Genomic DNA, 25468 nt, shown 5'->3' with positions numbered 1-25468 from the left:
TCACAAGGTGCTTGGAGGGATGAGTTTCTGCGCGGCCATCCACTTGAGCGCAGCGGCTTTCCATTGCTCCCAGAGCGGGCCTTTGCAGCCGTTGAAGCCATGTCCGCCGCTGGGGAGTTCAAGGAGTTCGACGGGGACATTGTGTGCTTTCATCGCGACGACGAACTGGCGGCTGTTCTCGGGCGGCACCGGTTTGTCGTCGATGGCGTGGGCGAGGAAGGTGGGCGGTGTGTTGGCGGTGACTTGAGTTTCGTTCGAATAGAGGCTCACGAGGTCCGGTGTAGCGTTGGAGCCGATGAGTTTCTCTTTGGAGCCGGTGTGCGTGAACTCGCCCATCGTGACGACGGGATAGACGAGCCAGCCGAAGTCGGGACGGCAGCTCAGGCGCTCGATGGGATCGGTGGAGGCAGGATCCCCCGCATTGAAATGCGTGAGCGCAGTCGAGGCGACGTGACCACCAGCGGAGAAGCCGAGGATGCCGATGCGCTGCGGATTGACCTTCCACGCAGCGGCATTGGCGCGAGTGAGGCGGATGGCGCGTTGGGCATCGAGCAGCGGCACCTGATGGCGCAGCTCTGGCAGGCGATACTCGAGGATGACGCAGGCGATGCCGTGCTCGTTGAGCCATTGCGCGATAGGATAGCCTTCTCGCTCCGTGACGTGGCGGATGTAACCGCCGCCAGGACAGAGCACGATGGCAGCGCCGTTCGCCTTGTCGGCAGGTGGAAGGAAGACTTCGAGTTCCTTGGTGCATTCCTCCATCTTGCCTTCGCCAATCGGTGCTAGGCCGGGCCAAAGCGGGACGCGATGAGTAACGGAGGGCTTGTTGGTGTCATCACGTTCGGAGCTGACTTGGCAAGTTTTGCCATCGGTGACGACTTGCACATTGCCGTGCAGGCCGGTGACGAAGGTTTTGGCACCGAAAGCCTTCAGCGTGGCGGTGGAGCGGATGCCTTTGGCGTAGCGCGGGAAGACGCTGGCGATGGACACCTCGGGCCGCACGGCCTCGCCGAAGGCTTTCGGGATCGGATGAATGCCGTGACCGGGAGCAACGAGGATGTGGCACTTGAGCTTGGTCTTATCGACGAAGGGCATAAGGCTCGCCTCGATGTCCTCGGTCTGGATGTCGCCGGGCAGCAGGAAAACGATGTCGCCGAACTGAATGCGTAGCGCGAGCGAGTTCGCGTTCACGAGGAAGTGCGAGGGCGTATCGTTCTTCGGTCGCGTGGTGATCTGCGGGTCTTTGAAGTAGCTCTTCGGCGGTGCGATGACTTCGATCTTCAAATCAGGATCGAGATTCAGCGTCTCGCCCGCCGTGGCGGTGATGTGCGCTCCACGCGCTTTGAACTCGTCGCGCACGCGGCTGTAGTGATCGAGTTCTTCCTTGTTCGTGCCGCGGTAGTCATCCTCGTTGTCACTTTGGAAAACGTAGCCGCAGTCGATGAGCTTCTTGATTTCGAAGTTCTCCTTCAGCCATAGCAGGCCGCCGAAGTGATCGTAGTGCGCATGGCTGATGAAGATGCCGTCGATGCTGGTGACGCCCAGTTTCTTCAGCAACGGTGCGACGACATCGCGCCCCGCATTGAACTTCGCCAGCCAGCCATCGGACGAAAGCCGCTCGGGATGCGCTGTCCCAGTGTCGTAAAGCCAAGTCTTGCCTGAAGGCGTGCGCATCACGATGGCGAGGCCGGCACCGCGCTGGATGTCGGGGATTTCGAGAACGGTGAAGCTGAAGGTGCGATCAGCGGCATGGCTGGCACCACTGAATGATGCGACAGCGAGCGCGGTAACGAGGATGGTTTTGAAATTCATGATGAGATCTGAGTTTGAACGAGGTCACGCGGAAACAGCGTCTTGATGCCAACGACCAACGCGATGCCCGCAGCGAGATAAGCCAGTGCCGTGATGGAGAGCAGGCGGTCAATGCCGAGCGACTGTTTCCACATGCCACCAAACAAAGTCGCGAAGCCAGACATGATCGCACCGCAGAAATTGAGAATGCCAACGGCGGAGGCGCGGGTGTCGGCGGGCACGACTTCGAAGGCGGCGGGGAAGATGTTGCCCATGAGGAGACCGCTGAAGAGGCCGAAGGACGCAGCGGCGATGCGTGTGACGGCGAGTGTGTCGCTACTGCCAAGGAAATGCAGGCAGGGCGCGCAAAGGATGAGGCTCGCGGTCATGAGCCAGAGCCGCGAGGCCTTGGTGCGGCGATAGAGCTTGTCCGCGAGCACGCCGCCGCCGAGCAGGCCGATGGCGGTCGTCAATTGAAGGAAGATCGTGGCGTTGAAGGCAGCGTCGGCTTGATTGAGCGCGAACTTCTCTTTGAGAAAGGTGGGCAACCAGCCGTAGAGCAGCCACAGGCCGAAGACGAAGATGGGAAACACGACGCACAGCAGCAGGAAGGAGCGCACGCGCAGCAGGATCGGGAAGGCGAGCGATTTGGAAGGCGTGACGGTCTCAGCGGTGGGGTTTTCATTCACGCCGCGCAGGAAGGCAAAATACGGCAGCGCGTAGAGCAAGCCGACTGCACCGAGCACAAAGAACGCGCCGCGCCATTGGCCGCGATCCGCCATCCAGCCGCCGAACCAACTGCCCGCCACGGTACCCGCGATTTGCGCGGTGGTGAGCACGGCAATGGCCCGCGAGCGCAGCTCGGGCGGATGCGCATTTGCGGTCAAGGCGATGGCCGTAGGCATGAAGAGCGACTCCGAGATGCCCATGGCCGCCCGCAGGCCAAGCAGCATGAAAGCAGAACCTGCGAAGCCGGTGGCGACGGTGACGAGGCTCCACACGATGAGACTGAGCACGACAAGCAGACGTTTTGAAAAACGATCCGCGAGCTGACCGGCGATGGGACAGCCAAAGGCATAGACCCAGAGGAATATCGCGCCCGTGAGGCCGAGTTGCTTGTCCGTCATGCCGAGATCGGCTTTCAACGACGGGAACATCGAGAACACCGCCTGGCGGTCGCAGTAGTTCAGGAAATACGCGAACCACATGAAAGCGACGAGCGCGCCGGCTGATTTCGCTTTGCTCATGCGTGTATAACCTCGCGCTCACTGACTTGTCTGGCGATCACAGCGACGCAATCGCCCTGCTGCGTGAGGCATGGGGCTCGCATGGTGATGAGATAACCGGCGCTCTGTGCGATGATTTCCTCCGGCGCTCGATCAGGACGCTCCAGATGATGTATGTAGCCGACGGTTTGGCCTTTTTTGACCTTCGCACCGAGATCGACCGTGACTTCAAAAATGCCGGACTCTGGCGCGAGGATGTAGTCTTCGCGATTCGTGGCCTGGGTGATGATTGCAGGTACTTTTCGCGGCTGTTCACGACCTTTGAGCGCGCCGACATGAACGAGCACGTTCTTCAATCCACTTTGCGCGATGCGATGCACGCTGGCGGGAACGCATTCGCCACCGCCGAGTTCGGTGGTGACGACGAGCTTGCCCTGATTCTCCGCTTCAACAGGCAACAGGCCGGATCCGGCGATGTCGGCGTAGATGAAACAGAACTCCGTGCCCCAGGCGAGCATGGCGGCAAACATCTTCGCCCGTTGTTCACGATCCGGCACCAGATGCATGTGCGAACACGGCACGAACTCCATGCTGCGGCCACCGCTGTGGATGTCGATGACGACATCGCTGATCGGAAACAGCACCGTGCGCAGATAGTGCGCGATCTGGCTGGTGACCGGGCCTTCCGCATCGCCGGGGAAGGCGCGGTTCATGTTCATGCCGTCGAGTGGTGACAATCGCGTCGCAGCTTTGGCCGCAGGCAAGTTCAGCGATGGAATGAGAATGATGCGGCCCGCGACCTTCTCGGGCGTCAACTCGCGCGCGAGCTTCATGATGGCGATCTGGCCCTGATACTCATCGCCATGATTGCCACCGAGCACGAGCACTGTTGGGCCCTTTCCGCGTGCGACGATGGTGATGGGGATCATCACATTCGCCCAACCGCCGAGGTTGTGAGAATAGGGCACTTGCAGAAAGCCCTGCTGCTTTCCGGGCTTGTCGAGATCTAGGGAGGTGATGACCATGACACCTCTACGGTGCCAGTTTGCATCACCTCACGGACTAAATCGCCAGCGCGTTTTCCGCATCGCCGAAGTGGCTCGTCTTCACGCCCATGCGGTCCATCAACGCGATGTGGAGGCGGCAGAGTTTACGATTTGGATCGGCACTGTGATCGTGGAAGCGACCACCTTGAATCGTGCCGCCACCGCCGCCGGCGAGGACGACGGGGAGCTGGCGTGAATCGTGCGCGTTGCCGTCGAAGAGGCTGCTGGTGAGCATGATCATGCTGTTTTCGAGCAGGGTGCGCTCACCTTCATTGGTGGCCTGCATTTTGGCGAGGGCCTCGCCCCAGAGCTTCACCTGATGCTGGTTTACGCGCTGATACATGTCGAGGCGATGCTCGTCATTGGCGTGATGCGACAGCTCATGGATGCCGCCGCTGATGCCGTCGAGGCTGGGGAATCGCATGTTGGATAGGTCGTTGTTCATCATGAACGTGGCGACTCGGGTGCGATCCATCTGGAAAGCGAGCACCATGATGTCGAACATGAGGCGGAGGTGCTCCTCGCTGCTGGCGGGGATGCCGGGGCCGGGGCGTTTGAGCGTGGGCACTTTCACGGTGGGCTGCCAGCCGGTGCCGTTGGTTTCAGCCTGACTAATTTTTTCGGCAAGCTCGACGCGCTGCTCGATCTCTCGGACGGAGGTGAGGTATTCGTCGAGCTTCTGCTTGTCGCGCTGGCTGAGCTTGGGTTTGAGGCCGTTCGCGTCATCAAGCACGAGATCGAGGATGCTCTTGTCGCGTTTGCGGCGGCTGCCGTCGTCGAAAAGCTGGTCAAAGGCTTGCTGCGGGAAGATTTCCTTCGGCGCTGGCGTCGTCGGCGTGCTCCAGGAGATGTAGGCGGAGTAGATCGACGTGAAACCGGAGTCGGTGCTGTAGCTTGGGCGCTCGGTGCCGAGCACGACGCTGGGCACGGGCGTGAATTTGCCGGTATGTGCCGCGATGAGCTGATCCATCGTGGTGCCGACCTCGACATCGGTGGTGGTCTTTTTCACCTTCAGGCCGCAGAGCACGTTCATCTTCGGATAATGGCCGCCTTCGCCTTCCACCGTCGTGGGATTCCACAGGCCTTTGAAGACGTTCACCTGCTGCTTGAGTCCTTCAAGCGGCGTGAGCGACTTCATGAACTCCATGCCGTTCGCGCCATTCGCCGCTCCCCAATGATGCGGATTCACGCCATTGCCCGTGAAGCACACCGCGAGCCGACGCGGCGCAGTGTTGGTCTTCAACGATTCGGCTCCGAACGAGCAGATGGATTCTAACCAAGGCAAACCAAGCGCGATGCCGGTGCCACGGAGAAATTTGCGACGAGAGGTGTTCATGGGTGAGAGAAAATGTGCCTACCAGTTAGTACGCTGTCGTACAAGGCGGATTGCGGTGTTTTGGTTTGGTATCAATAAGGCCTGCCGCCCCCACTGGTATTCAACCAGCGAGTGTGGTCCAAAATAGTGCTCAGGAGCTGATTCAAAAACCAGCAACTCTTCGGCTGAGATCACACCCTCTTTGCTATACCATCGCAGTGATCGGAGGGGGTGGTATGGGTGCGATGAAATATGTCTTACCAAACGACGAATTGCACTCGCTGCCGTCCGTGATGCAGGAGACTCCGGATCTACATAAGGTTGATAGCTAATGCCTCGCAACTCTGCGCTTACGTTTAGCTCGATTGGGTTAGTATGTTTGCGTGATGGATTAACACTCCCGATCAATTTTTCGTCGGACGATCTTGTTTCGATTTGCGTCGCATAACCTGTCAAAGTCGTCATCGAAAAGCGCCCGTGCGCATCGCTCTTGACTGTGGCAAGAACTTCGGGGCGAATCATTGGCCACAAACTGCTGCGAACGCAGGGGCGTGATGCTGTAATGGTTGCATTCGCGACACCGGTTTTCAGTTCGTTGTGAACGACCTGGCCCTGGTAAGTTGTCGGCGGCAAATTAGGCCATGGAGTTGTGCATGATGAACTGCACACTAGCAGTATCGACCACAACAACATCTTCAAGACTCTGGGAGAAACCTTCATCGTATTAATTGCCGGCAACGACCGGTTCATTACGGCGGTTCAGGAACTGGCGGCTGTTGATGATGGTGAGGACGGCGGCGGAGAATTTGCCGCTGTTCTTTTTGAGCGCGTCCTGCATTTGCGCGATGAGGGCCTTGTCGCTCGGCAGCGTCTGGCGGCCGAGGGCGTAGCCGAGGAGTTTGCGGGTGAACTGGGTGAGGAATTGGGGCTCGTTCTTTTTGAGGTAGTCGCGGAGGCCGGTGAGGCCGGTGAACTTGGTGCCGTCCATCATTTCACCGGTGTCGTCGATTTTGCCGCCCGCTTCATCGGTGGGGCGGAAGCGGCCGATGGGGTCGTAGCTCTCCAAGGCGAAGCCGAGTGGGTCGATGCGCTCGTGGCAGACGGCGCAGGCGGAGTCGGTGCGGTGTTGCATGAGGGCCTCGCGCAGGGAGGAGGGTTTGCTGGTTTCTTTGAGCTCGGGGACGTTGGGCGGAGGTGGCGGGCTGCTGAAGCCGAGGACGACCTGATAAAGGTAATCGCCACGCACGACGGGGCTGGTGCGATGGGGGCGGGAGGTCTTGGTCAAGATCGCGCCCATGCCGAGGAGGCCGCCGCGGTTTTGCTGCGCGGCTTTGACCTCGCGGAAGTCACCGCCGGTGACGCCGGGGATGCCGTAGTGCTTGGCGAGGCGTTCGTTGATGAAGGTGTAGTCGCCGCCGATGATGTCGGAGACGTTGCGGTCATCGCGGACGAGATGGGTGAAGAACTCGACGGCCTCGCGCTGCATGTCGTTTCGCAGCTCGGGGGTGAACTGCGGGAACTTCTTTTCATCGACGGTGCTCTTTTCGTCGAAGCCGTTGAACTTCAGCCACTGGCCCGCGAACTCTTTGGCGAGAGCGGAGGCCTTCGGATCGCGCAGCATGCGCTGGGTCTGCGCGGCGAGCACTTCGGGCTTGAGCAGGCTGCCATCATCGGCAGTGCGCTTGAGTTCGTAGTCAGGCTTTGAGGCCCAGAGGAAGTAGCTGAGGCGTGAAGCGAGCTCGTGAGATGCCAGCGGCACGTCGGCTGTTTTCGCGTCCGCGGCGGCGAGTTGCGGCAGTGTCTCGGCTTTGAAGAGAAAATTTGGCGAGACGAGGATGCGCACGAGCACTTCACGCGCGGCGGATTCGCGGTCGAGTTCCTTGGTGCGGCCGTCGAAGTAGAGCGCGTCGAGTTTCGCATTCTCATCGCCAGTAAGCGGGCGACGCCATGCGAGGCTGGCGAAGTAGCGCAGATGTCCGAGCAACAAACTGTCGTATTCCTTCTGCTGCTGCGGGTTGAGGTTGGGCTGGGCGTTGTAGCCCCAGTCCTTCTTCATCGCGGCGAGGTAGTTTTTGTCGTTCTGGCCGAGGAGCTGGCTAAGCTGCTCGTCGCTGAAGTAATAGACGCCGATGCCTGGCTTCTGGCGGTAGAGATTGTCGGCCACTTCTTCGAGACGGCGCTCAAACATGTCGGGGAAGGCCATCTTCATGACGTGGAAGTCGCCCATGGTGCGGCTGGAGGCCTTTGTGCTGCGTTTCCAGACGGTGAGCTCGCCGGGGATGATCTTCGTAACGTCGCGTGGCTTGTCGGTGGTCATGGTCCACTGGATGGTGGCCTCATCGACCTCGGGATTTTGCATGTCGAGGCGTGTGTCCACCTTCAGCCAGTGCGCTCCCTCCGGCAGCGGCATGGTGAAAACAGTGGGCGCGGCAAAGGCGAGCACCTGCGGCTCGATCGTGCGGCCCTGTTGCGGGTGTTTGCCATACGCGGCACGCATTTTCTCCAGCTCGGCGATGCGAGCCTTCAACGCGTCGAGATTTGGGGGCGGCGGGTTCGCGGCGGCCTGTTTCTTATTCTCGTCGAGCGTCTTGTTGAGCCAGTTGAAGTAATTGAGCTTCTGTTTGCCAACGCTAACCTCGATGTAGGTCACGAGGGCGATGTCGCCCTTGTTTCCGTCGCCTGTGTCACCAAAGCACAGGTTCGCGTGTGTTTTGTTGCCGACGGGGCCTTGCATCGGATACGGACGAATGCCGTCGCTGTCCTGCTGATGACGCTGGGTGCCGCTGCCGGGCTTTTTCGGGTTGTTCCAGCTCAATAGATCGGCCTCAATGCCTTTGATGCGCTCATGCGCGGTTTTTTCGTCGGCGGGCAGTTCGCGCCAGCTCACGCGGACGAGGTCGAGGTAGCGGCTCTTTGGCTCGGTGGCGTTCACGAGGTTCCACCAGTTGTTGAGGAAATGAATGCTGAGCTTCATGTCCTTCGCGAGCTGGTCGAGCGGCACGTTCTGGTTCTTGTGCTTCCAGCAGGCGAGCATGTAGTCGCCCTCGCGCATGGGATCGAAGTCCTTTGGCAGATGCGGAGCGGCTTTTTGCTGGAGCCACACATACAGACCCTGCTGGGCCTGTGTTTTGACCTGCTCAAAGCCGCGCAGGCCGATGCGCTGCGGATGAAACACGATGCCCGTGCCCGGCATGATCGTGGCTTGGTCGGCGAGCTTCCGCGCCGCGGCGAAATACTTGTCGATGGCCGCTGGGCTCATGAAGAGCACGTCGCCGGTGTTGGTGAAACCTTCGCCGCCTCCGCCGTCGGTTTGGAATTCCTTCGCGAGGGCGTAATCGCGGCCGGCGAGATCGCGGATGGTGTTGTCATACTCGGCATTTGTGAGGCGACGCATCGTCACGGGGCCGGGGTCGCCGGATTTGGCCTCAGCGAGCGCATCGAGTGAATGCTGCACCCAGCCAGTGATGCCCGCTTTTTCCTCCAACGAGAGCTGCTTGGCCTTTCGCGGCGGCATGTCGCCATTGTCGATGGTGTCCTTCACCGTGTTCCAGATCTCGAAATTCACCGGCACATCGGGGTTGGCCGCGAATTTCTTCAAATCGACATCGCCCTTCATCTTGTCCGCGTTGTGGCACTCGTAGCACTTGGCGGCGAGAAAAGACTCCACCTGCTTCCACTCAGGAGCGGCAGAAAGTTGGGACGCGGCGACGACAAAGGCGACCAGGGCGAGATGGCGGGGATTCAGGGACATTTTCAGGGTTTGGGGGCGCGGAGACTACGCCCGCGTGGCAATATTTCCATCAGCAGCTTGCGCTCCGATTTTGCGCTTTCTTGTGTCTGGAAAGATGCGAAAGCAGATCACCCCAAAAAGCGTATCTTACGCACCCCCAATGAACTCCTCCATCTCACATCATGCGCCGAATCTGGAGCATGCGTTTCTGACGCGTCGCGAACTGCTGCAGCGTGTCGGCATGGGCTTTGGCTCCGTGGCGGCAGGCTCGTTGTTCAACCAGCAGGCCGCTGCGGCCACGCTGGATCCGATGGCACTGAAACGGCCGCACTTTGAGCCGAAGGCGAAGCGTGTGGTGCATTTTTTCATGAATGGCGGCCCCTCGCACGTCGATACGTTCGACCCGAAGCCGATGCTGGACAAATACGACGGCAAGGCGCTGCCAAACGTGCTCAAAACCGAGCGTCCGACCGGTGCGGGCTTCAAATCGCCCTTCCAGTTCCGCAAGCGCGGCCAGTGCGGACTCGAGGTGAGCGAGATCTTCGAGAAAACCGGTGAGTTTGCCGATGATCTCTGCGTGATCCGCTCGATGCACGCCGACGTGCCGAATCATGAGCCCTCGTTGGGCCTGATGAACAGCGGTGAAGGCCGGTTGAACCGTCCGACGATGGGTTCGTGGGTCACTTACGGCCTGGGCAGCGAAAATCAGAATCTGCCGGGCTACATTGCGATGTGCCCCGGCGGCATGCCGACACGGCGGACGAAGAACTGGCAGTCGTCATTTTTGCCGAGTGCTTACCAAGGCGCTTACATCAACACGGAGGACACGCGGGTCGAAAAGCTCGTGGAGTTTATCAAGAACGGATCGCTCGATCTCAAGCAGCAGCGCCGCCAGCTCGACCTGCTGCAGGAGTTGAATCAGAAACATCTGGTGCAGCAGGATCGTGATCAGCAGCTCGAAGCCCGCGTGCAGAGCTACGAGCTGGCCTACCGCATGCAGATGGAGGCCACGGACGCCTTCGACATCATGAAGGAGCCGGAATCGGTGCGGAAGATGTATGGCGACCACGCTTTTGGCCGCCAGTGCCTCATCGCCCGGCGGTTGCTGGAGCGCGGGGTGCGTTTCATCCAGCTCTGGGCCGGCGCGGGACAGCCGTGGGACAATCACGACGAAATTCTGGAGCACCGGAAGCTCGGCCAGCAGACGGACGGAGCGATCGCGGCCTTTATGAGCGATTTGAAACAGCGCGGCCTGTGGGACGAGACGCTGATGATGTGGGGCGGTGAGTTTGGCCGCACGCCGGCGGTGGAACTGCCGACGCCAGGGGCGAATGCCGGGAAACAGCATGGTCGCGATCACAATCACTACGGCTTCACGATGTGGCTGGCCGGCGGCGGCGTGCGTGGCGGCTACACACACGGCGCGACGGACGAGTTTGGCTTCCAAGCCACGGAAAATCCCGTCCATGTGCATGATCTGCATGCAACGATCCTGAAGATCCTCGGCTTTGACCACGAAAAGTTCACATATCGCTATGCCGGCCTCGATTTCCGCCTCACCGGCGTGAATGAGTGCAAGGTGGTGCAGGAATTGCTGGCCTGAGTCCGGCAGAAAGCCAGCCAACCAGCCCGCTTGCAAGGCTGGCACCCACGTTTACAGTCGCGCCCTCATGCATCGAAAAATCCTCCTCGCCCTGGCCCTGCTGGTGGCACTCATCGTCACGATGAACGTCTCTGCCCAAGCTCAGCAGCCCGCGCCAGCCGCAGGCTCAGTCACGACTCCGGCTGCCATGGCAGATGACAATCCGTATGGCGATGTGCTGACATTCAACGGCTTCGTCAAACGCACTGGCGTCATGGCGTATCCGCTCATCATCCTGTCGATGATCGCGTTTTTCATGATCGTGCTGTTCACCTTCACGGTGCGCCAGGGGACGGTGGTGAGTGATGCGTTCATGAACTCGGCGGACGCATTGATCCGCAAGCAGGATTACCTGGGACTGCTCGCGGTGTGCAACCGCCGCAACGAATGCATCGCCCGCGTCACCGCGAAGACGCTCGATTTCGCCACACGCAACCCGACCGCGAGCTTTGAAGAGGTCAAAGAAGTCACCGAGGCCGAGGGCAACCGCCAGTCGAGCCTGCTGCTGGCCCGCATCGCTTATCTCGGTGACGTAGGTGCCATCGCTCCGATGCTTGGCCTGCTCGGCACGACGCTGGGCATGATCACGACTTTCCATGAGATTTCCGGCAAGGGCGTCGGAGGTTCGAACCAACTCGGCCTCGCGCAAGGTGTGTCCGAGGCGCTGCTCTGCACAGCCTCCGGCCTCGTCATCGGCATCCCTGCCCTGATGTTTTACGCCATCTTCCGTGGCAAGGTGAACCGCCTCATTTCAGAAATGGAAGCGGCGACGACGCATCTGATGGCCCTGCTCGCGGTGCAGTACAAGCGTGCCGCGCGCGCTGTGGCCGGCCAGTAAGCCCGAAGCTCCACCACGATGAACTTCCGCAAACAGCATTCCATCGAACCCTCACCGATGCAGCTCGCGCCGCTGGTCGATGTGCTGTTCCTGCTCGTCATTTTCTTCGCCGTGACCTTCCAGTATGCCAAGGAGGAGCAGGTCATGGATGTCAGCGTGCCCGCCGCCGATGAAGGCAAGGAGAAGGAATCCCGCAACGTCGGCGAGATCATCATCAACATCAAAAAAGACGGCGAGATCATCGTCAATGGCCAGAAGTTCAACACGGACGAGCTACTGGTGAAGCTGAAGAACATCGTGGCCCTTTACAAGGATCAGGCCGTGATCCTGCGCGGGGATGAAGGCACGCCTTATCAGAATGTCATCCGTGTGCTGGACACCTGCCAGAAGGCCGGCATCTGGAACATCGCCTTCGCCACGCGCAAGCCCGACGCCGACCAACCTGCCGCCACGCCCAAGTGAGATGACTTTCTCCGAGCCTCCAACCGTCTCACGCCTCCGCATGCGCCTTTTTGCATCATTGCTGTGTTCCCTGGCCGCGCTTCCCATCCTGGCGCAGCAGACTCCGCCACGTGCGTTGCCGGTGGAGGATGACGCGCCGCCCAAAGCCATCCCTGTTCGCCCGCCACCCAAGGCGCTGCCCGTGCTGGACGATCCGAAGGACCGTCCCGCTCCGCCGAAAACGAAGGGACCAGACGATGACATGTTCGATTTCGCCACGCTGGCCTATGACCGCCAGGAGTGGGGCATGGCCTCGCAAAGCTACGCGAAGTACCTTCAGCAGTATCCCAGCGGCAGGCAGGTGCCGGATGCGCTCTTCCGCATCGGCGAGTGCTACATGAAGCAGAACCAGCTCAAGCAGGCCGCGGGTTATTATGAGGAGGTCGTGAACCGTTACCCTGCCAGCGATGGTGCCCCCTCCGCCGCCTATCGGCTCGGCGCGATGAAATTCAACGAGTCGAAGTTTGCCGAGGCCGCGAAGCATTTTGCCTTCTGCGAGGCCAAAACGAAGAGTGCGCAGGTCAAACTGGCCGCCGCCTTCAACAAAAGCCGCGCCTACGAATTGGCGGGCGACAAGGAAAAACAGACCACCGCCTTAAACAGCGTGATTGCTGTCAAAACAGACAATCCATACCGCGAAACGGCACTGCTCACGCTTGGCAGCATCTATCTCGCGCAGGACAAGAAAACCGAGGCGCTGCCCATTTTTGAAGAACTGGTCAAAAGCAGCGCCGACCGCGCCATCATCGCCGAGGCCAGCATCCGCGCGGCAGTGCTTCTTGCGGAGCTGAAGAAGCCGGACGAGTCCATCGTGATGTTCGAAAAGGCACTGCGCATGCCGGAGACCAGCGAACAGAACCGCGGCATCTCGCTCGTCGGCATCATCCAGGCGCTCTATGCCAAGGGCGACCACGACGGCGTCATCGACTACTACAACAAGAACTCCGAAGTCCTGCCGCCTGGAGCCTCACGCGCGAAGATGCTGGTGCTCGTCGGCCATGCCTACCGCATGCGCAAAAGCTACGCCCGTGCCGTCGAAGTGTACCTCCTCATCGAGCAGTATCATGCCGACACCGACGAAGCCTTCGATGCCGGCTACTGGAAGCTGTACTGCTTCTACCTGCTCGGTGACAAGGATCTGGGTGAATTCGCCACCGCGTTCATCGCCCGTCATGCGCAGAAGCGCCCGGACCATGAGTACCTCTCACTGGCACGCCTGATCCGTGCGGACTTTTATTTCAACAAGGGTGACTTCCAGCAGGCCTCGCTGAGCTACAATGAGGTCAGCATCGACAAACTGCCGGAGAAACTGCGTCCAGGCACGCTCTTCAACATGGGCTGGGCGCAGGGCGAGGCCGGACGCCATCAGGAGGCCGTCGGTACCTTCACACGCTTCATCAACGAGCACCCGCAGCATGAGTTCATCGCCAAGGCCTACGCCCGCCGAGGTCTCGCCAACCGCGATGCGCGTGATCTGCCGAAGGCGAAGGCCGACTTCGAACATGTGACGAAGGAATTCCCGAAATCCGACGCCTGCGAGATGTCCTGGCTCCAGCTCGGCTTCATCGCGATGGAGCAGAAGGATCCGAAGGGCACGGTCTCCGCCTTTGAAACACTGTTGAAGAAATTCCCCACCACGACGGCGGCGGCGCAGGCCTATTACGGCATCGGCCGCGGCCACTTCGACCAGAAGATCTACGACAAGGCCGTTCCCGCCCTGCGCCGCTCCATCGAGATCGACAGCAAGACCTACCTCGAAAAATCCAGCCAGCTCATCATTCTTTGCGACTACGCCCAGCAGAATGCCGACAATCTCGCGAAAACCATCGATAGCTACCTGTCGTCCAAGCCCAGCGGAATGGTGCCGCCGAACATTCTGAAGTGGCTCGGTCTCAAGCTCTACAGCAGCGACGACTTCAAGCGCGCCGCGCGCTTCCTCGAACTCGCCATCACACCGCAGACCCCGGAAAACACCGAGCCGGTCGTGTGGAACTACCTCGGCATGGCGCAGCTTCAGAATCAGCAGTTTGACGCCAGCATCCAGGCCACGGAGAACTACCTCAAATCGAATCCCGACACCGCCGCCCGCTCGCGGGCGTTGCTGACGAAGGGCCGCGCCCTGCTCGGCAAAGGACAATTCGACGAGGCCGACAAAGTGGCGCAGGAGGCCCTCCAGGTCGTCAAAGACGGCAAGCTTCAGGCCGAGCTGCTCATCCTCGAAGGTGACATCTATTCCGCCCAAGGCGACAAACTCGCCACCGAAGGCCAGCAAGCCGCCGCCGTCGAGAAATGGAAAGCCGGTGCTGCCAAATATGCCGTCCCCAGCCAGTTTTTCGACGATCCTGACGTGACTCCAGACGCCCTGTTCAAAACCGCCAAAGCTCTCGAAAAAGCAGGCGATGCCGCTCAGGCAAAACAGATGCTCCAGCAGCTTCAGCAGCGCTATCCGAAGTATCAGCCCAAGTAACAAGCTGCGGGCAATGAAAGCGCCGCAGAAGGTTACGAGCGCTTGTCTCGATCCCAGTCCTGCCGGTCGTCGCGTTTACCACCGCCATAACCACGGTTTCCTCCTCCTCCGCCGCCTCCTCCACCCCCACCGCCCGGCCGGGGGTCACGCTGCGGACGTTCTTCCTTCGGGCGCGCCTCCACCACGCGCAGCGGCCGACCGCCGACATCTTTGCCATTCAGCGCATTGGTCGCCGTCAGGGCCTCAGACTCGACCGGCATTTCCACGAAACCAAAACCGCGTGAGCGGCCGGTTTCGCGGTCTTTGACCACTCGTGCGCTGGAAACATTCCCAAAGGCGGCAAACTCGCCCTGCAGTTCCTCATCCGTCATGGTGTAGGAAAGATTGCTCACGTAGAGGTTCATCGGTTCAGGCGTTGAAGATGAGCCATGGCATGCGGTCAGAGAAAGAGGTCATGGCTTGAACCCGGTTTTCCGTGTCTGCACCCGTCTGGGGATGCACACGGGCGCGAGCGTAGGCCCATGGCGGAAAGGTGTCAATCAGCGCGTGACGGGCGAAACCAGGCCTCGGACCGCCCGGAATGGAAAAGTTTTGGTTGCAGAAAAGTCTGTGAATTCGTATTCGAATGCCGCGTTTAATCCCACTCCGCCCACCATGAAACATATCGCCATCCTCATCGCCGCCATCAGCCTGCTGGCAGGCGTTTCCCACGCCGCCGAGCCGCTGAACACCGTCTGCCCCATCTCCGGCAAGCCAGCGAACCCGGCCATCACCAGCAACTACACCAAAACCGTCGCAGTCTGCTGCAACAAGTGCAAAGCCCAGTTCACCGCCACGCCCAAGGCCTACCTCAACAACATCATCGGAGCCGTCACCGGTCAGTGCCCGTTGAGCAAGAAGAAGTCAGATCCTTCCATCACCGTCAGCTACAGCCGTCAGGTCGCCTTCGCCGACACCGCCAGCAAGGCCGCCTTCGACGCCGCTCCTGACAAGCACATCAAGGAAGTGCGCCAGTAATCCTCTTTGATCTGGAACCGATTCCCAGGCGGAGCTGCTGCATGCGGCTCCGCCTTTTTCATGCCCGCGCGATTCGGCGTGTCATCAAATGGTGTTGTTGTTAGCCTCTGACTCGTGAAAGCCACCCCATCATCGCCCGTCGATGCACTGCGCGATCTTTTTGATGCGCTGCCAGACGTGCAGGCTTGGATCAAGGACGCACAGCGCCGCTACCTGTGGGTGAACCGCACCTTCCTCCTCAATTACGGCATGCACCAACTCGCCGAGGTACTCGGCAAAACCGACGACGACCTCTCCCCTGCGCACCTCGCAGCCCATTTCCGCGAAGGCGATGAGGCGGTGCTGGCCGGCCAAACCGTGCAGGGCCGCCTTGAACTCGTCGGCCGCTTTGACCACACCGCGTCATGGTGCTTCACCACCAAACGGCCCGTGCGCGATGCGAAAGGATGTATCGTCGGCACTGCTGGCATCACCCGCGCACTCGATGCCACCCAGATCGATCAACGCAGTGACATCCGTCTCGGTGTCATCATCGCGTTGATGACACGAAGCCTCGGTCAATCCGTCACGAATGCCGAAATGGCCCGCACCGCCGGCATGTCCGCGCGTGCCTTCGAGCGCAGTTTCGCCCGCGAGTATGGCCTGCCACCGCAGCAGTATTTGAAACGCCTGCGCATCCAGACCGCCTGCCGTTTGCTCGTCGATACCCGCGAATCCATCGCCCACATCGGCCTGCGCTGCGGATTCGCCGATCAAAGCCACCTCACACGCGAATTCCGCCGTGTCACCGGCCTCACACCAGGCAGTTATCGCGAAACCTACGCCGCCGCGAATCTTCCAAGCCCTGCCGTTTCTGTTCTATCCTCCCGCCGCGCAAAACGGTAGCCTCAGCGCACCATGAAGCTCCAATCAGGCATCACCGTCGTCAAAAACGGCCAGCTCGTCGATGGCACGGGCAAAGCAGCCGTCCCCAATGCCACCGTGATCGTTCAAGACGGTCGCATCACCTATGCTGGCTCTGCTGAAGCCGCGCCGCAGACTCCGCCGGATGCCCGCGTCATTGATGCCAAAGGGGGCACGATCATGCCAGGACTCGTCGAGGCGCATTTCCATGCGACTTACTTCAACATCCAGGAACTGCAGGATCTCGACATCAAATATCCCGTCGAATACGTCAGCATGCTCACCGCCGTGAATGCGAAGCTCGCGCTCGAATGCGGCTACACGGCGGCACGCAGCGGTGGCTGCCTTTTCAATGTCGATGTCTGGCTCAAGAAGGCGATCGAGGCCGATCTCATCGCCGGACCACGTCTCGCCACCTCAGGACGCGAGATTTGCAGTGCAGGCGGTTTGATGGACTGGAATCCCGAGTTCCGCAAAATCGGCATGGAAGGCCTCGTCTTCATCATCAACGGCGTCGAGGACGCCCGCAGTGCCGTGCGTGCGCTGGTGAAGGACGGCATCGAGTGGGTCAAAACCTATCCCACCGGCGATGCCGCATCGCCCGACACAAATGATCATCACACGCTGTGCATGAACTTCGATGAGATGAACGCCGTGGTGCAAACCGCGCACAATCACAAGCTCAAGGTCACCGGCCACTGCCGCGCCACCCAGGGCATCAAGAACGCCCTCCGCGCCGGTTACGACTGCATCGAGCACGGCACCTTCATCGACGACGAAGGTCTGGAGTTGCTGCTCAAGCGCGACGTGCCCTGCGTCCCCGCGCTCTACTTTGAAAAGGCCAGCATCCTGCGTGGACCCGAGTTCGGCCTGCCGCAAAGCGTCATCGATGGCCATCAAGAAACCCTCGACGGCGGCACCGCCTCCGCGCTGCGCATCCTGCGCGCCGGCGGCCGCATCGGCCTCGGCGGCGACTACGGCTTCGGCTGGAACCCGCACGGCGACTACGCCCGCGAGATCAGCTTCTTCGTGAAGGATGTCGGCTTCACGCCACTCGAAGCCATCATGTGCGCCACCAAGACCGGAGCCGAAATCATGGGCCGCAGCCACGAATTCGGCACCGTCGAATCCGGCAAACTCGCCGACCTCCTCATCGTCGATGGCGACGTGCTCAAGGACATCGCCCTGCTAGAAGATCGCAGCCGCTTCATCGCCGTCATGCAAGGCGGCGTCATCAAAGCCGGTCAGCTCACCCGCACCGAACACACCTGGGACAACGCCACGAAAATGGGATGAAAAATGCCTACGGAACACACGGAATACTCGGAATCCAGAATGGATGAGTTTTAATTCCCTGCATCTCTGCCATCTGAACCCTTCCGCGTATTCCGTGTGTTCCGTAGGCCCACCCAAACTCTCATGAGCAATCTGATCTACCCCGAAGAATCCTTTCGCATCCGCGGTGCCTGCTTTGAAGTCTATAAACAGAAAGGCTGCGGATTCACCGAGCCTATCTATCAGGAGTGCCTTGAAGCCGAACTGGAACTCCAGGCCATCCCGTTCGACGCCCAGCAACAGTTTCCGCTCATCTACAAGGGCCGTCGCCTCAAACACACCTTCATCCCTGATATTGTCTGCTTCGGCAAAATCATCCTCGAACTCAAAGCCGTGCCCAAGCTCACCGACGAGCACCGCGCCCAGATCATCAACTACCTCCAAGCCACTGGCATGCAACTCGGTCTGCTCATCAACTTCGGTCACTACCCCAAGATCGAAATCGAACGCTTCCTCAACTCCGACGGCTATTGCGGCCCGATTTGATGGCCTACGGAACACACTGAACACCCGGAAAACCGATTTTATGTCCCAAAAAACCTTCCTCACTCACTTCTGCCTTCTGATCCTTTCCGCGTATTCCGCGTGTTCCGTAGGCCATCTCTCTGCCGCCGACATCTTCGACAAATCCAACCTCGCCGCGTGGTGCATCGTGCCTTTTGACGCTGCGAAGCGCACCCCCGAAGCCCGTGCGGAGATGGTGGCGAAGATGGGCCTCAAAAAAGTCGCCTACGATTGGCGCGCAGAGCATGTGGCGGAATTCGAACGCGAGATCCTCGCCTATCAAAAGCACGGCATCGAGATGTTCGCCTTCTGGGGCATGCATGACGAAGCGTTCCGACTCTTTGAGAAGTACAAGCTCCACCCTCAGATCTGGATCATGATGAAGGGTGCCGGCGAAACGCAGGAGGCGCAGATCAAATCCGCCGCCGAAGGTCTGCTGCCCATTTTGGAGAAGGCGAAGAAAATTGGCAGCCAGGTGGGCATCTACAACCACGGCGGCTGGGGCGGCGAGCCGGAGAACATGGTCGCCGTGTGCGACTACCTCAAAAAGAACCACGCCGCCGACAACATCGGCATCATCTACAACCTTCACCACGGTCACAGCCACCTCGACCGCCTGCCCAAAGCCATCGAGGCCATGAAGCCGCATCTCCTCTGCCTCAACCTCAACGGCATGGACATCGACGGCGAAGCCAAAGGCCGCAAAATCCTCCCGCTCGGCGTCGGCACCGAGGACGTGAAGGTGCTGCGCATCCTCCGCGCCAGCGGCTACAGCGGCCCCATCGGCATCCTCAATCACACCAACGAAGACGCCGAAGGTCGCCTGCTCGACAATCTCGACGGATTGAAGTGGCTCATCCCTCAGCTTGACGACGCACCGCCCGCCGCGAAGCCGAAGTATCGCACCTGGGATGCGGCGAAGGTCCAAGCCGCTGCCGCTCCCGCGATCACCGCCAAGCTTACCGTGATCGGCCAAGGCGTGCCGTCGTTAAGCAAAGAATTCGGCGATGCCTTGAAGGGCAGCTATTTCCAACTCGATAACGAACCCTTCCGCACGCTGCCACTCACCATCGAGTGCCGCGCCAAACTCACCGGCAAGGAGCGCTTCAACATCCTCGTCGCCTCCGACGCCAAATCATCGGCCACGCATTGGGAACTCTACACGCACGCGAAACGCGGCACGCTCGCACTCTACATGCCCGGACGCGGCGGCGACTTCGATTCGCAGGTCAATGTTTGCGACGGTGAGTGGCACAACCTGCTCGCCAGCATCGATGAACAAAACGTCACGCTGTGGATTGATGGCAAACAGGTGCTCGAAAAGCCCGTGCAGCCGCTCCAAGGCACGCCCAAGGCCGGCGGCATCGCCTTCGGCAGCCTCGTTGATCACTCGATCGGTTGCGATGGCCTCATCGACGACGCCCGCATCTCACGCGGTGTCATGAAGCCGCGCAAAGGCGACTCACCCCGCCTGCGCATGGACAACACCCTCGGCCTCTGGGACTTCGACGACCTCCACGCGCTCCTCCCACCGCCCGCGCCCACACCCGCCGAGTTCAAGCCCGACCTCCCGCCGCTCAACAAAGACGACAACCAGCACTGGCGTGAGTTCGTGAATCGCGAGCGCACCTTCGACTACTACGGCAAGCAGGCGTTGAAGTTCATGAATCAAACGCTGCCTGAACTCATCCCAGCCTTCCCCGGCATGGACGGCGGCCAGCAAGGCCACTGGGGCAATCAAAACGACCAGGTGACCTGGAAAGACGGCCGCTTTGCCGCCAGCGATCTCGGCAGTGTGTTTAGCACGGTTTTCAAAGGGGCGGGACTGACGATCCCGAAAGCGGTATGCGTTCGCTTCGATGACAAAGCAGCAGTTTTTGATCCTGAGACACTTTCATTTCCTGTCGTGTGGTCTGGTGGCTTCGTGAAGCTCAACGACAACCGCCACGGCTTCATGGGAGGCGGCACGATGGATGGGAAGGTGGAGTCTAAAGATGAACGCAAACATCTGGGCTCTTACCGTGGGTTCTACCGCTTTGGGAAGGAGGTCATCTTCGAGTATGTGCTTGATGGACAGAAGCAAACCTCCCATTCATCGAAGCCCGAACACTTCCTTGATGTATTCAAAGCATGCGGCCCTGCCCAATGGCCGCAATGGATCGAAACGAAAGGAGAACTCGGCACACAGACGCCCTTCGCCACGGATCGCATCACGATCCCGTTCGAGAATCCGTATGGCACTCTGTTTTTCATCACCGCGCATGATTTCTTCAGCGATGGCACCGCCGCTATCGCCACGATGACAGGCGAGGTCTGGCTGGTGAAAGGCATCGACGAGAAGCTGGAGAAAGTGCGCTGGAAACGCTTCGCCACCGGACTGCATCAGCCGCTGGGCATGAAGGTCGTGAAAGACAAGCTTTACGTCCTCGGTCGCGATCAGATCACCTGCCTGCACGACCTCAATGGCGATGATGAGGCCGACTTCTACGAGTGCATCACGAACGCGATGACCACCTCGCCGGGCGGGCATGATTTCATCGTGGGGCTCGAAACGGATGCTCAGGGGCGCTGGTATTTCGCGTCGGGGAATCAGGGCGTGTGTCGGATTGACGTAGAACAGGCTTTCCAGCCTGTTCAGGGATCGCAGGCTAGAAAGCCTACGCTACACGTCCTCGCCACCGGCTTCCGCAATCCAAACGGCCTCGGCCTCTCACCAGATGGCCGATTCATCACCACCAGCGTCCAAGAAGGCGATTGGACACCCGCGACGAGCCTCTGCCAGATCGAACTCGGTAAAAACGAAGGCTCTCACTTCGGCGCAGGCGGCCCGAAGAACAACCAGCCACCCGAACCGGTGCTCATGTACATGCCGCGTGGCGAGGACAACAGCGCGAGCAGCCAGGCCTTCATCTCCGGCGACAAATGGGCCTCACTCAAAGGCGATGGCAATTTGATCCACCTCTCCTCCGGCGGCGGCAGCGCGTGGCTGGTCATGCGGCAGAACGTCCAAGGCCGCTGGCAGGGCGCAGCGGTGAAGATCAGCGGCAACTTCGACTCCGGCCCACAAGCCGCGCGCTTCAATCCGAACGACGGTCATCTCTACGTGAACGGCATGCAGGGCTGGGGCAGCTACACGCCGAAGGACGGCTGCTTTCAGCGTGTGCGCTTCACTGGCGGCGATAAACCCGTGCCCATCGGTTTCGAGGCACGCGACAACGGCGTGATCGTCCGCTTCAACCAACCGGTGAAGGACGCCGATGCCACCACCTGCTTCGCCCAATGCTGGAACTACCGCTACAGCGCCGCGTATGGCTCGCCGGAGTATTCCGTGAAGTATGCCGACACGCCTGGCCACGACCCGCTGGAGATTCGCAGCGTGCAAAAGCTCGACGGTGGCAAAACGCTCTTCCTCGAAATCCCGCAAATCGTCACCGCCAGCCAGATCCACCTCCGCGTCAGCACCGGCCACGACATCTTCCTCACCGCTCATGCTTTGGCTGAGCCCTTCACCGACTTCCCCGGCTACGCCAAGATCGCGAAGACCAACCACGCCGCTCAAATCGGCATGACGGCTCCTGTTGCCAGCAAACCTAATCCTTGGGCGAAAGGTGAAGGTGGCCGTGAAATCGTCGTCGAAGCCGCGCTTGGCCTGCAATACGTGCAGAAGCAACTCACCGCGAAAGCCGGCGAAAAAATTAGCCTCGTCTTCAAAAATCCCGATGTCGTACCACACAACTGGATGCTCGCCAAACCCGGCACGCTGCAATCCATTGGCAACCTAGCCAATCTCATGATCAGCGATCCACAAGGTCTCGCACGGCATTACGTCCCCGAGTCCAAGGATGTGCTGGTCTATACTGACATGGTGAACTCGAAGGAGTCATTCACGATCCACTTCACTGTGCCGAAGGAGAAAGGCGACTACCCCTACCTCTGCACCTTCCCCGGCCACTGGATGGTGATGAACGGTGTTCTGCGCGTCAGTCCTTGAGCACCGATGTCTTGTCCTTGGGCGCCAGCAGCGCGATTACGACCCCGATGGCATAGATAAAACTCACGGCCATGCCGACGCGCGAATAGTCGCCGAAGGCCTGCATCATGGCTCCGGCGCCGAGCACACCGGCGGCGGAGAGGATGCGGCCGAAGTTGTAGCAGACGCCGGAGCCGGTGGCACGGGCAGAAGTGGGGAACAGCTCCGGCAGGAACAGCGGCAGCCAGCCGAAGAACGCGGTGGACACCACACCCAGCAGGAAAACCATGCCCAGAAAGCCCGATGACTCGGGTGTCATGAACCGGAAGATGCTCCAGTTCACCACGAACGAGGCGAAGCTGATCGCCGCATACGAGGCGCGGCGGCCCATCATCCGCGCCAGGTAGCCGCCGAAAAAGCTGCCGATCGAAGCGCCAGCGCCCCAGAGAAATTGCGCGGTGCCTTTGAAGCCGTCGCCGAGCTGCGCGCTATACGAATCCGTCCACGGAAACAGCCATTTCCCCGCGCCCCACGCACCGAGCAGCGGCACCGTGCCGAGCGCGATGCCCGCCAGTGTGCTTCGCAGCAACGGCGGACGAAAAATTCCCACCGGTGGCACGGGCGTCACGCTGGCTTTGGCTGCGCCACGGCTTTGCAACCAGCGCGCAGATTCCGGCACCAGCGCGAGAATGAGCAATCCGAACACGCCCGGCAACGCGCTCCACATCATCACTTCGCGCCAGGATTCGGCGTTGATGGGATGCATCAGGCCAAACGCGCCCATCAACGCCACGCCGACATTCGATGCGCAGCCCAACACGCCCGCGAGCATCGGGCGCGAGGCGTTTGGATACGACTCGGCGGCGAGCGACATACAGTTCGGCCACACGCCGCCGATGCCGAGACTGGCGAGAAATCGGATGACGAGCAATTCAGGCTGCGAGTGCGCAAAAGCGCCCGCCCCCGCGAACAGCGAGTAACACAACACACTCCAGCCCAGCCCGCGCACACGGCCAAAACGGTCGCCCATCATGCCGAACAGCCCGCCGCCGAGTGCTCCGCCAAGCAGGAACGCAACGGTGTACCACGCGAACCACGATCCTGCCTCGTGCTCGCTGAACGCACCACTGAGTAATTCACGCGATGCGGCACGAGCGGCGACGGGCATGATCGCCATCTGCACCCCGGCAAACAGCCACGCGAGAAAACCGCCCGCCACGGCGAGCCAGAGACGCGACTGCTGCGTGTTAGAGTCTTGAGTATTCATGGTGTTTCTTCCGGCAAAGGCATTTGGGCGATGTGATCACGGATGTCACGAGGCAATGGACCGTGCGCAGCCCAGCGGATGGCGTCGTCCACCTGCTGAGGACTGGCAAACCCGATGATCGCCGTTGTGATGCTTTCGTTTCCGATCACATGGCGAATCGCCAGCTCGGGCATGCTGATTGCCTCTGGCAGAAAGTTTGCGAGCTGCCGCGCATTGGCCTGATCGCGCTCGTAGAGATGCAGCGGAAAGAACGGCGTCTTCAGTGTGTGTGCACTCGGTGGCTGGCCTGAAAGCGCTCCGCCGCCGAATACGCGGATGGCCAGCACCGCCACCCCATGCGTGGCGCAAATAGTCATCAAATGGTCCGGTCCTGGCGCGCGGCGGATCAAGGCGTGCTCATTGACCTGGATCGTGGCCCATGCGCCTTGCTGAAGCACCTCGCGCAAGGATTCCAACTGACCCAGTCCGGTCAGGCCGAAGTGCGGCATCACGCCCTCCGTACGCAGTTCCTCAAATGCCTCCAGCACACCACCCTTGCCGAGCACATCAGCCACCGTGATTGAGGTCGGCGCATCACCACGCTCCCGCGTGATGGCATTGTGCAGTTGCAGCAAGGTCACACGCTCACGCCGCAGCCGCTGCAAGCTGCCAGTCACGGATCGCTTCACCGCGCTCTTGATGTCGCCGAGATCCTCCGCTGCAAGCCGCACCTTCGTGGCCACATGGATCGAGTCCGGCGCGTGCAATTCGGCCAGCGCATCGCCGAGGCTTCGCTCCGACTGGCCGGCACCATACGTCGCCGCCGTATCAAACCAGTTGATGCCACGGATGATCGCGCGCTCCACCGTGGCAAGCTGCTCGCGCTTTGAATCCGCTGTCATCAGCCCTGACACCGGCCCACCACCGAACGCGATGGCGGAAATGCCGATACCACTCCTCGCGAGCGGTCGCAGCACTGCTTTGGGTGGTTCGCTCTGCGCCGCCATGCTCACGAGAATGCCCTGATGAGCGCGCTTTTGTCCAGCAAGTCTTGAATCTAAAACAGATTCACTTCACGAACTGAAGGCTTTCGCCGTCTGCGTCTGTTCCCCGAGTCCTTCGACACCGAGTTCGATGACGTCGCCGGGCTTCATAAAGAGGGGATCGGGCTTGAAGCCGAGGCCGACGCCGGGAGGGGTGCCAGTGGTGATGATGTCACCGGGCAGCAGGGACATGAACTGGCTCAGATAACTCACCAGTGTCTTCACGCCGAAGATCATTTGCGCGGTACTGCTGTTCTGGATCGTCTTGCCGTTCAGTTTGAGCCACAGCTTCAGGTTCTGCGGATCAGGGATCTCATCGCTCGTCGCGAGAAACGGGCCGATGGGCGCGAAGGTGTCGCAGCTCTTGCCTTTGACCCATTGGCCGCCGCGCTCGAGCTGCCACTCGCGTTCGCTGTAGTCGTTGTGCACGCAATAGCCAGCGACGTGGCTCATCGCGTCGTCTTCGCTGACGTAGCTGGCCTTTTTGCCGATCACGAAGGCCAGCTCGACCTCCCAGTCGGTCTTCTTCGAGTTGCGCGGGATGACGACGTTGTCATTCGGGCCGACAATCGCCGATGTGGCCTTGAAGAAGACGATCGGCTCCGCTGGAATCGGCATGCCGGACTCTTTGGCGTGATCGCTGTAGTTCAGACCGATGCAGATGATCTTGCTCGGACGTGCGATGCACGGTCCGAGACGCACGGCGGCATTCACCGTCGGTGCCGAAGCCGCATTGGCCTTCGCCCAAGCTGCGAGACGCTCCAGACCGTCACCACCGAAGAATTTTTCATCGTAGTCGCTGCCAAAGGCGGACGCATCAATGCGGCGGCCATCGTCGAGGATGAGGCCGGGTTTTTCTTCTCCAGGGTTGCCAAAGCGGATCAGTTTCATCGT

General features: G+C 60.4%; 18 protein-coding genes. 9 read left to right on the top strand and 9 right to left on the bottom strand.

Annotation, left to right across the window (positions count from 1 at the left end; translation table 11 throughout):
• From U1A53_RS02170 to U1A53_RS02150, 5 genes are all read right to left on the bottom strand, one after another.
• Positions 1 to 1812, bottom strand: coding sequence for an alpha/beta hydrolase fold domain-containing protein (locus tag U1A53_RS02170; protein ID WP_322278716.1), 1812 nt, complete (start codon positions 1810 to 1812; stop codon positions 1 to 3).
• Complete coding sequence (locus U1A53_RS02165; RefSeq protein WP_322278715.1) at positions 1809 to 3038, bottom strand: MFS transporter; 1230 nt, start codon at positions 3036 to 3038, stop codon at positions 1809 to 1811. The genes U1A53_RS02170 and U1A53_RS02165 overlap by 4 nt, the downstream gene beginning before the upstream one ends.
• Positions 3035 to 4042 (bottom strand): succinylglutamate desuccinylase/aspartoacylase family protein, encoded by a 1008-nt coding sequence (locus tag U1A53_RS02160; RefSeq protein ID WP_322278714.1) that lies wholly within the window; start codon positions 4040 to 4042, stop codon positions 3035 to 3037. Before U1A53_RS02160 ends, U1A53_RS02165 begins: the two co-directional genes overlap by 4 nt.
• Positions 4043 to 4079: 37 nt before the next feature.
• A complete protein-coding gene (locus U1A53_RS02155; protein ID WP_322278713.1) occupies positions 4080 to 5399 on the bottom strand; it encodes a DUF1552 domain-containing protein in 1320 nt (439 codons plus the stop codon).
• 703 nt (positions 5400 to 6102) lie between these two features.
• Positions 6103 to 9129, bottom strand: a complete 3027-nt coding sequence (locus tag U1A53_RS02150; protein ID WP_322278712.1) for a DUF1592 domain-containing protein — start codon at positions 9127 to 9129, stop codon at positions 6103 to 6105.
• 139 nt (positions 9130 to 9268) lie between these two features.
• Between U1A53_RS02150 and U1A53_RS02145 the strand changes: the two genes are divergently transcribed.
• From U1A53_RS02145 to U1A53_RS02130, 4 genes are all read left to right on the top strand, one after another.
• Complete coding sequence (locus U1A53_RS02145; RefSeq protein ID WP_322278711.1) at positions 9269 to 10711, top strand: DUF1501 domain-containing protein; 1443 nt, start codon at positions 9269 to 9271, stop codon at positions 10709 to 10711.
• A 67-nt stretch (positions 10712 to 10778) separates the two neighbouring features.
• Entirely contained in the window at positions 10779 to 11588 is an 810-nt protein-coding gene (locus U1A53_RS02140; RefSeq protein ID WP_322278710.1) for a MotA/TolQ/ExbB proton channel family protein, read from the top strand.
• Between the two features lie 18 nt (positions 11589 to 11606).
• Positions 11607 to 12050: a biopolymer transporter ExbD gene (locus U1A53_RS02135; RefSeq protein ID WP_322278709.1), complete on the top strand. Its 444-nt coding sequence runs from the start codon at positions 11607 to 11609 to the stop codon at positions 12048 to 12050.
• A gap of 40 nt (positions 12051 to 12090) precedes the next feature.
• Positions 12091 to 14556 (top strand): tetratricopeptide repeat protein, encoded by a 2466-nt coding sequence (locus tag U1A53_RS02130; RefSeq protein WP_322278708.1) that lies wholly within the window; start codon positions 12091 to 12093, stop codon positions 14554 to 14556.
• 32 nt (positions 14557 to 14588) lie between these two features.
• Here the strand turns inward: U1A53_RS02130 and U1A53_RS02125 are convergent, their stop codons facing one another.
• Positions 14589 to 14960 (bottom strand): RNA-binding protein, encoded by a 372-nt coding sequence (locus U1A53_RS02125; RefSeq protein ID WP_322278707.1) that lies wholly within the window; start codon positions 14958 to 14960, stop codon positions 14589 to 14591.
• A 250-nt stretch (positions 14961 to 15210) separates the two neighbouring features.
• On the opposite strand from U1A53_RS02125, the gene U1A53_RS02120 reads away from it, so the two are divergent.
• The 5 genes from U1A53_RS02120 to U1A53_RS02100 all read left to right on the top strand — a co-directional run bounded on the left by U1A53_RS02120 (position 15211) and on the right by U1A53_RS02100 (position 22306).
• Complete coding sequence (locus U1A53_RS02120; RefSeq protein ID WP_322278706.1) at positions 15211 to 15573, top strand: hypothetical protein; 363 nt, start codon at positions 15211 to 15213, stop codon at positions 15571 to 15573.
• Positions 15574 to 15687: 114 nt separating this feature from the next.
• The gene (locus U1A53_RS02115) at positions 15688 to 16458 is read left to right on the top strand and encodes a helix-turn-helix domain-containing protein (RefSeq protein WP_322278705.1); all 771 of its coding nucleotides are present in this window, start codon (positions 15688 to 15690) and stop codon (positions 16456 to 16458) included.
• A gap of 12 nt (positions 16459 to 16470) precedes the next feature.
• A complete protein-coding gene (locus U1A53_RS02110) occupies positions 16471 to 17772 on the top strand; it encodes an amidohydrolase family protein (RefSeq protein WP_322278704.1) in 1302 nt (433 codons plus the stop codon).
• A 123-nt stretch (positions 17773 to 17895) separates the two neighbouring features.
• Entirely contained in the window at positions 17896 to 18297 is a 402-nt protein-coding gene (locus U1A53_RS02105; RefSeq protein WP_322278703.1) for a GxxExxY protein, read from the top strand.
• Between the two features lie 40 nt (positions 18298 to 18337).
• Positions 18338 to 22306: a LamG-like jellyroll fold domain-containing protein gene (locus U1A53_RS02100; protein ID WP_322278702.1), complete on the top strand. Its 3969-nt coding sequence runs from the start codon at positions 18338 to 18340 to the stop codon at positions 22304 to 22306.
• On the opposite strand, the gene U1A53_RS02095 is transcribed toward U1A53_RS02100, so the two are convergent.
• The 3 genes from U1A53_RS02095 to U1A53_RS02085 all read right to left on the bottom strand — a co-directional run bounded on the left by U1A53_RS02095 (position 22296) and on the right by U1A53_RS02085 (position 25465).
• A complete protein-coding gene (locus U1A53_RS02095) occupies positions 22296 to 23552 on the bottom strand; it encodes an MFS transporter (protein ID WP_322278701.1) in 1257 nt (418 codons plus the stop codon). The two genes, U1A53_RS02100 and U1A53_RS02095, sit on opposite strands and share 11 nt — an antisense overlap.
• Positions 23549 to 24508, bottom strand: a complete 960-nt coding sequence (locus U1A53_RS02090) for an aldo/keto reductase (RefSeq protein WP_322278700.1) — start codon at positions 24506 to 24508, stop codon at positions 23549 to 23551. Before U1A53_RS02090 ends, U1A53_RS02095 begins: the two co-directional genes overlap by 4 nt.
• A gap of 96 nt (positions 24509 to 24604) precedes the next feature.
• On the bottom strand, positions 24605 to 25465 hold the full coding sequence (locus U1A53_RS02085; protein WP_322278699.1) for a fumarylacetoacetate hydrolase family protein: 861 nt from the start codon (positions 25463 to 25465) through the stop codon (positions 24605 to 24607).
• Positions 25466 to 25468: the final 3 nt, after the last annotated feature.

It is taken from the genome of Prosthecobacter sp., assembly GCF_034366625.1.
Taxonomy (GTDB): domain Bacteria; phylum Verrucomicrobiota; class Verrucomicrobiia; order Verrucomicrobiales; family Verrucomicrobiaceae; genus Prosthecobacter.
The sequence above is the reverse complement of the archived record's forward strand: the minus strand, read 5'-3'. Positions and strand labels throughout refer to the sequence as shown.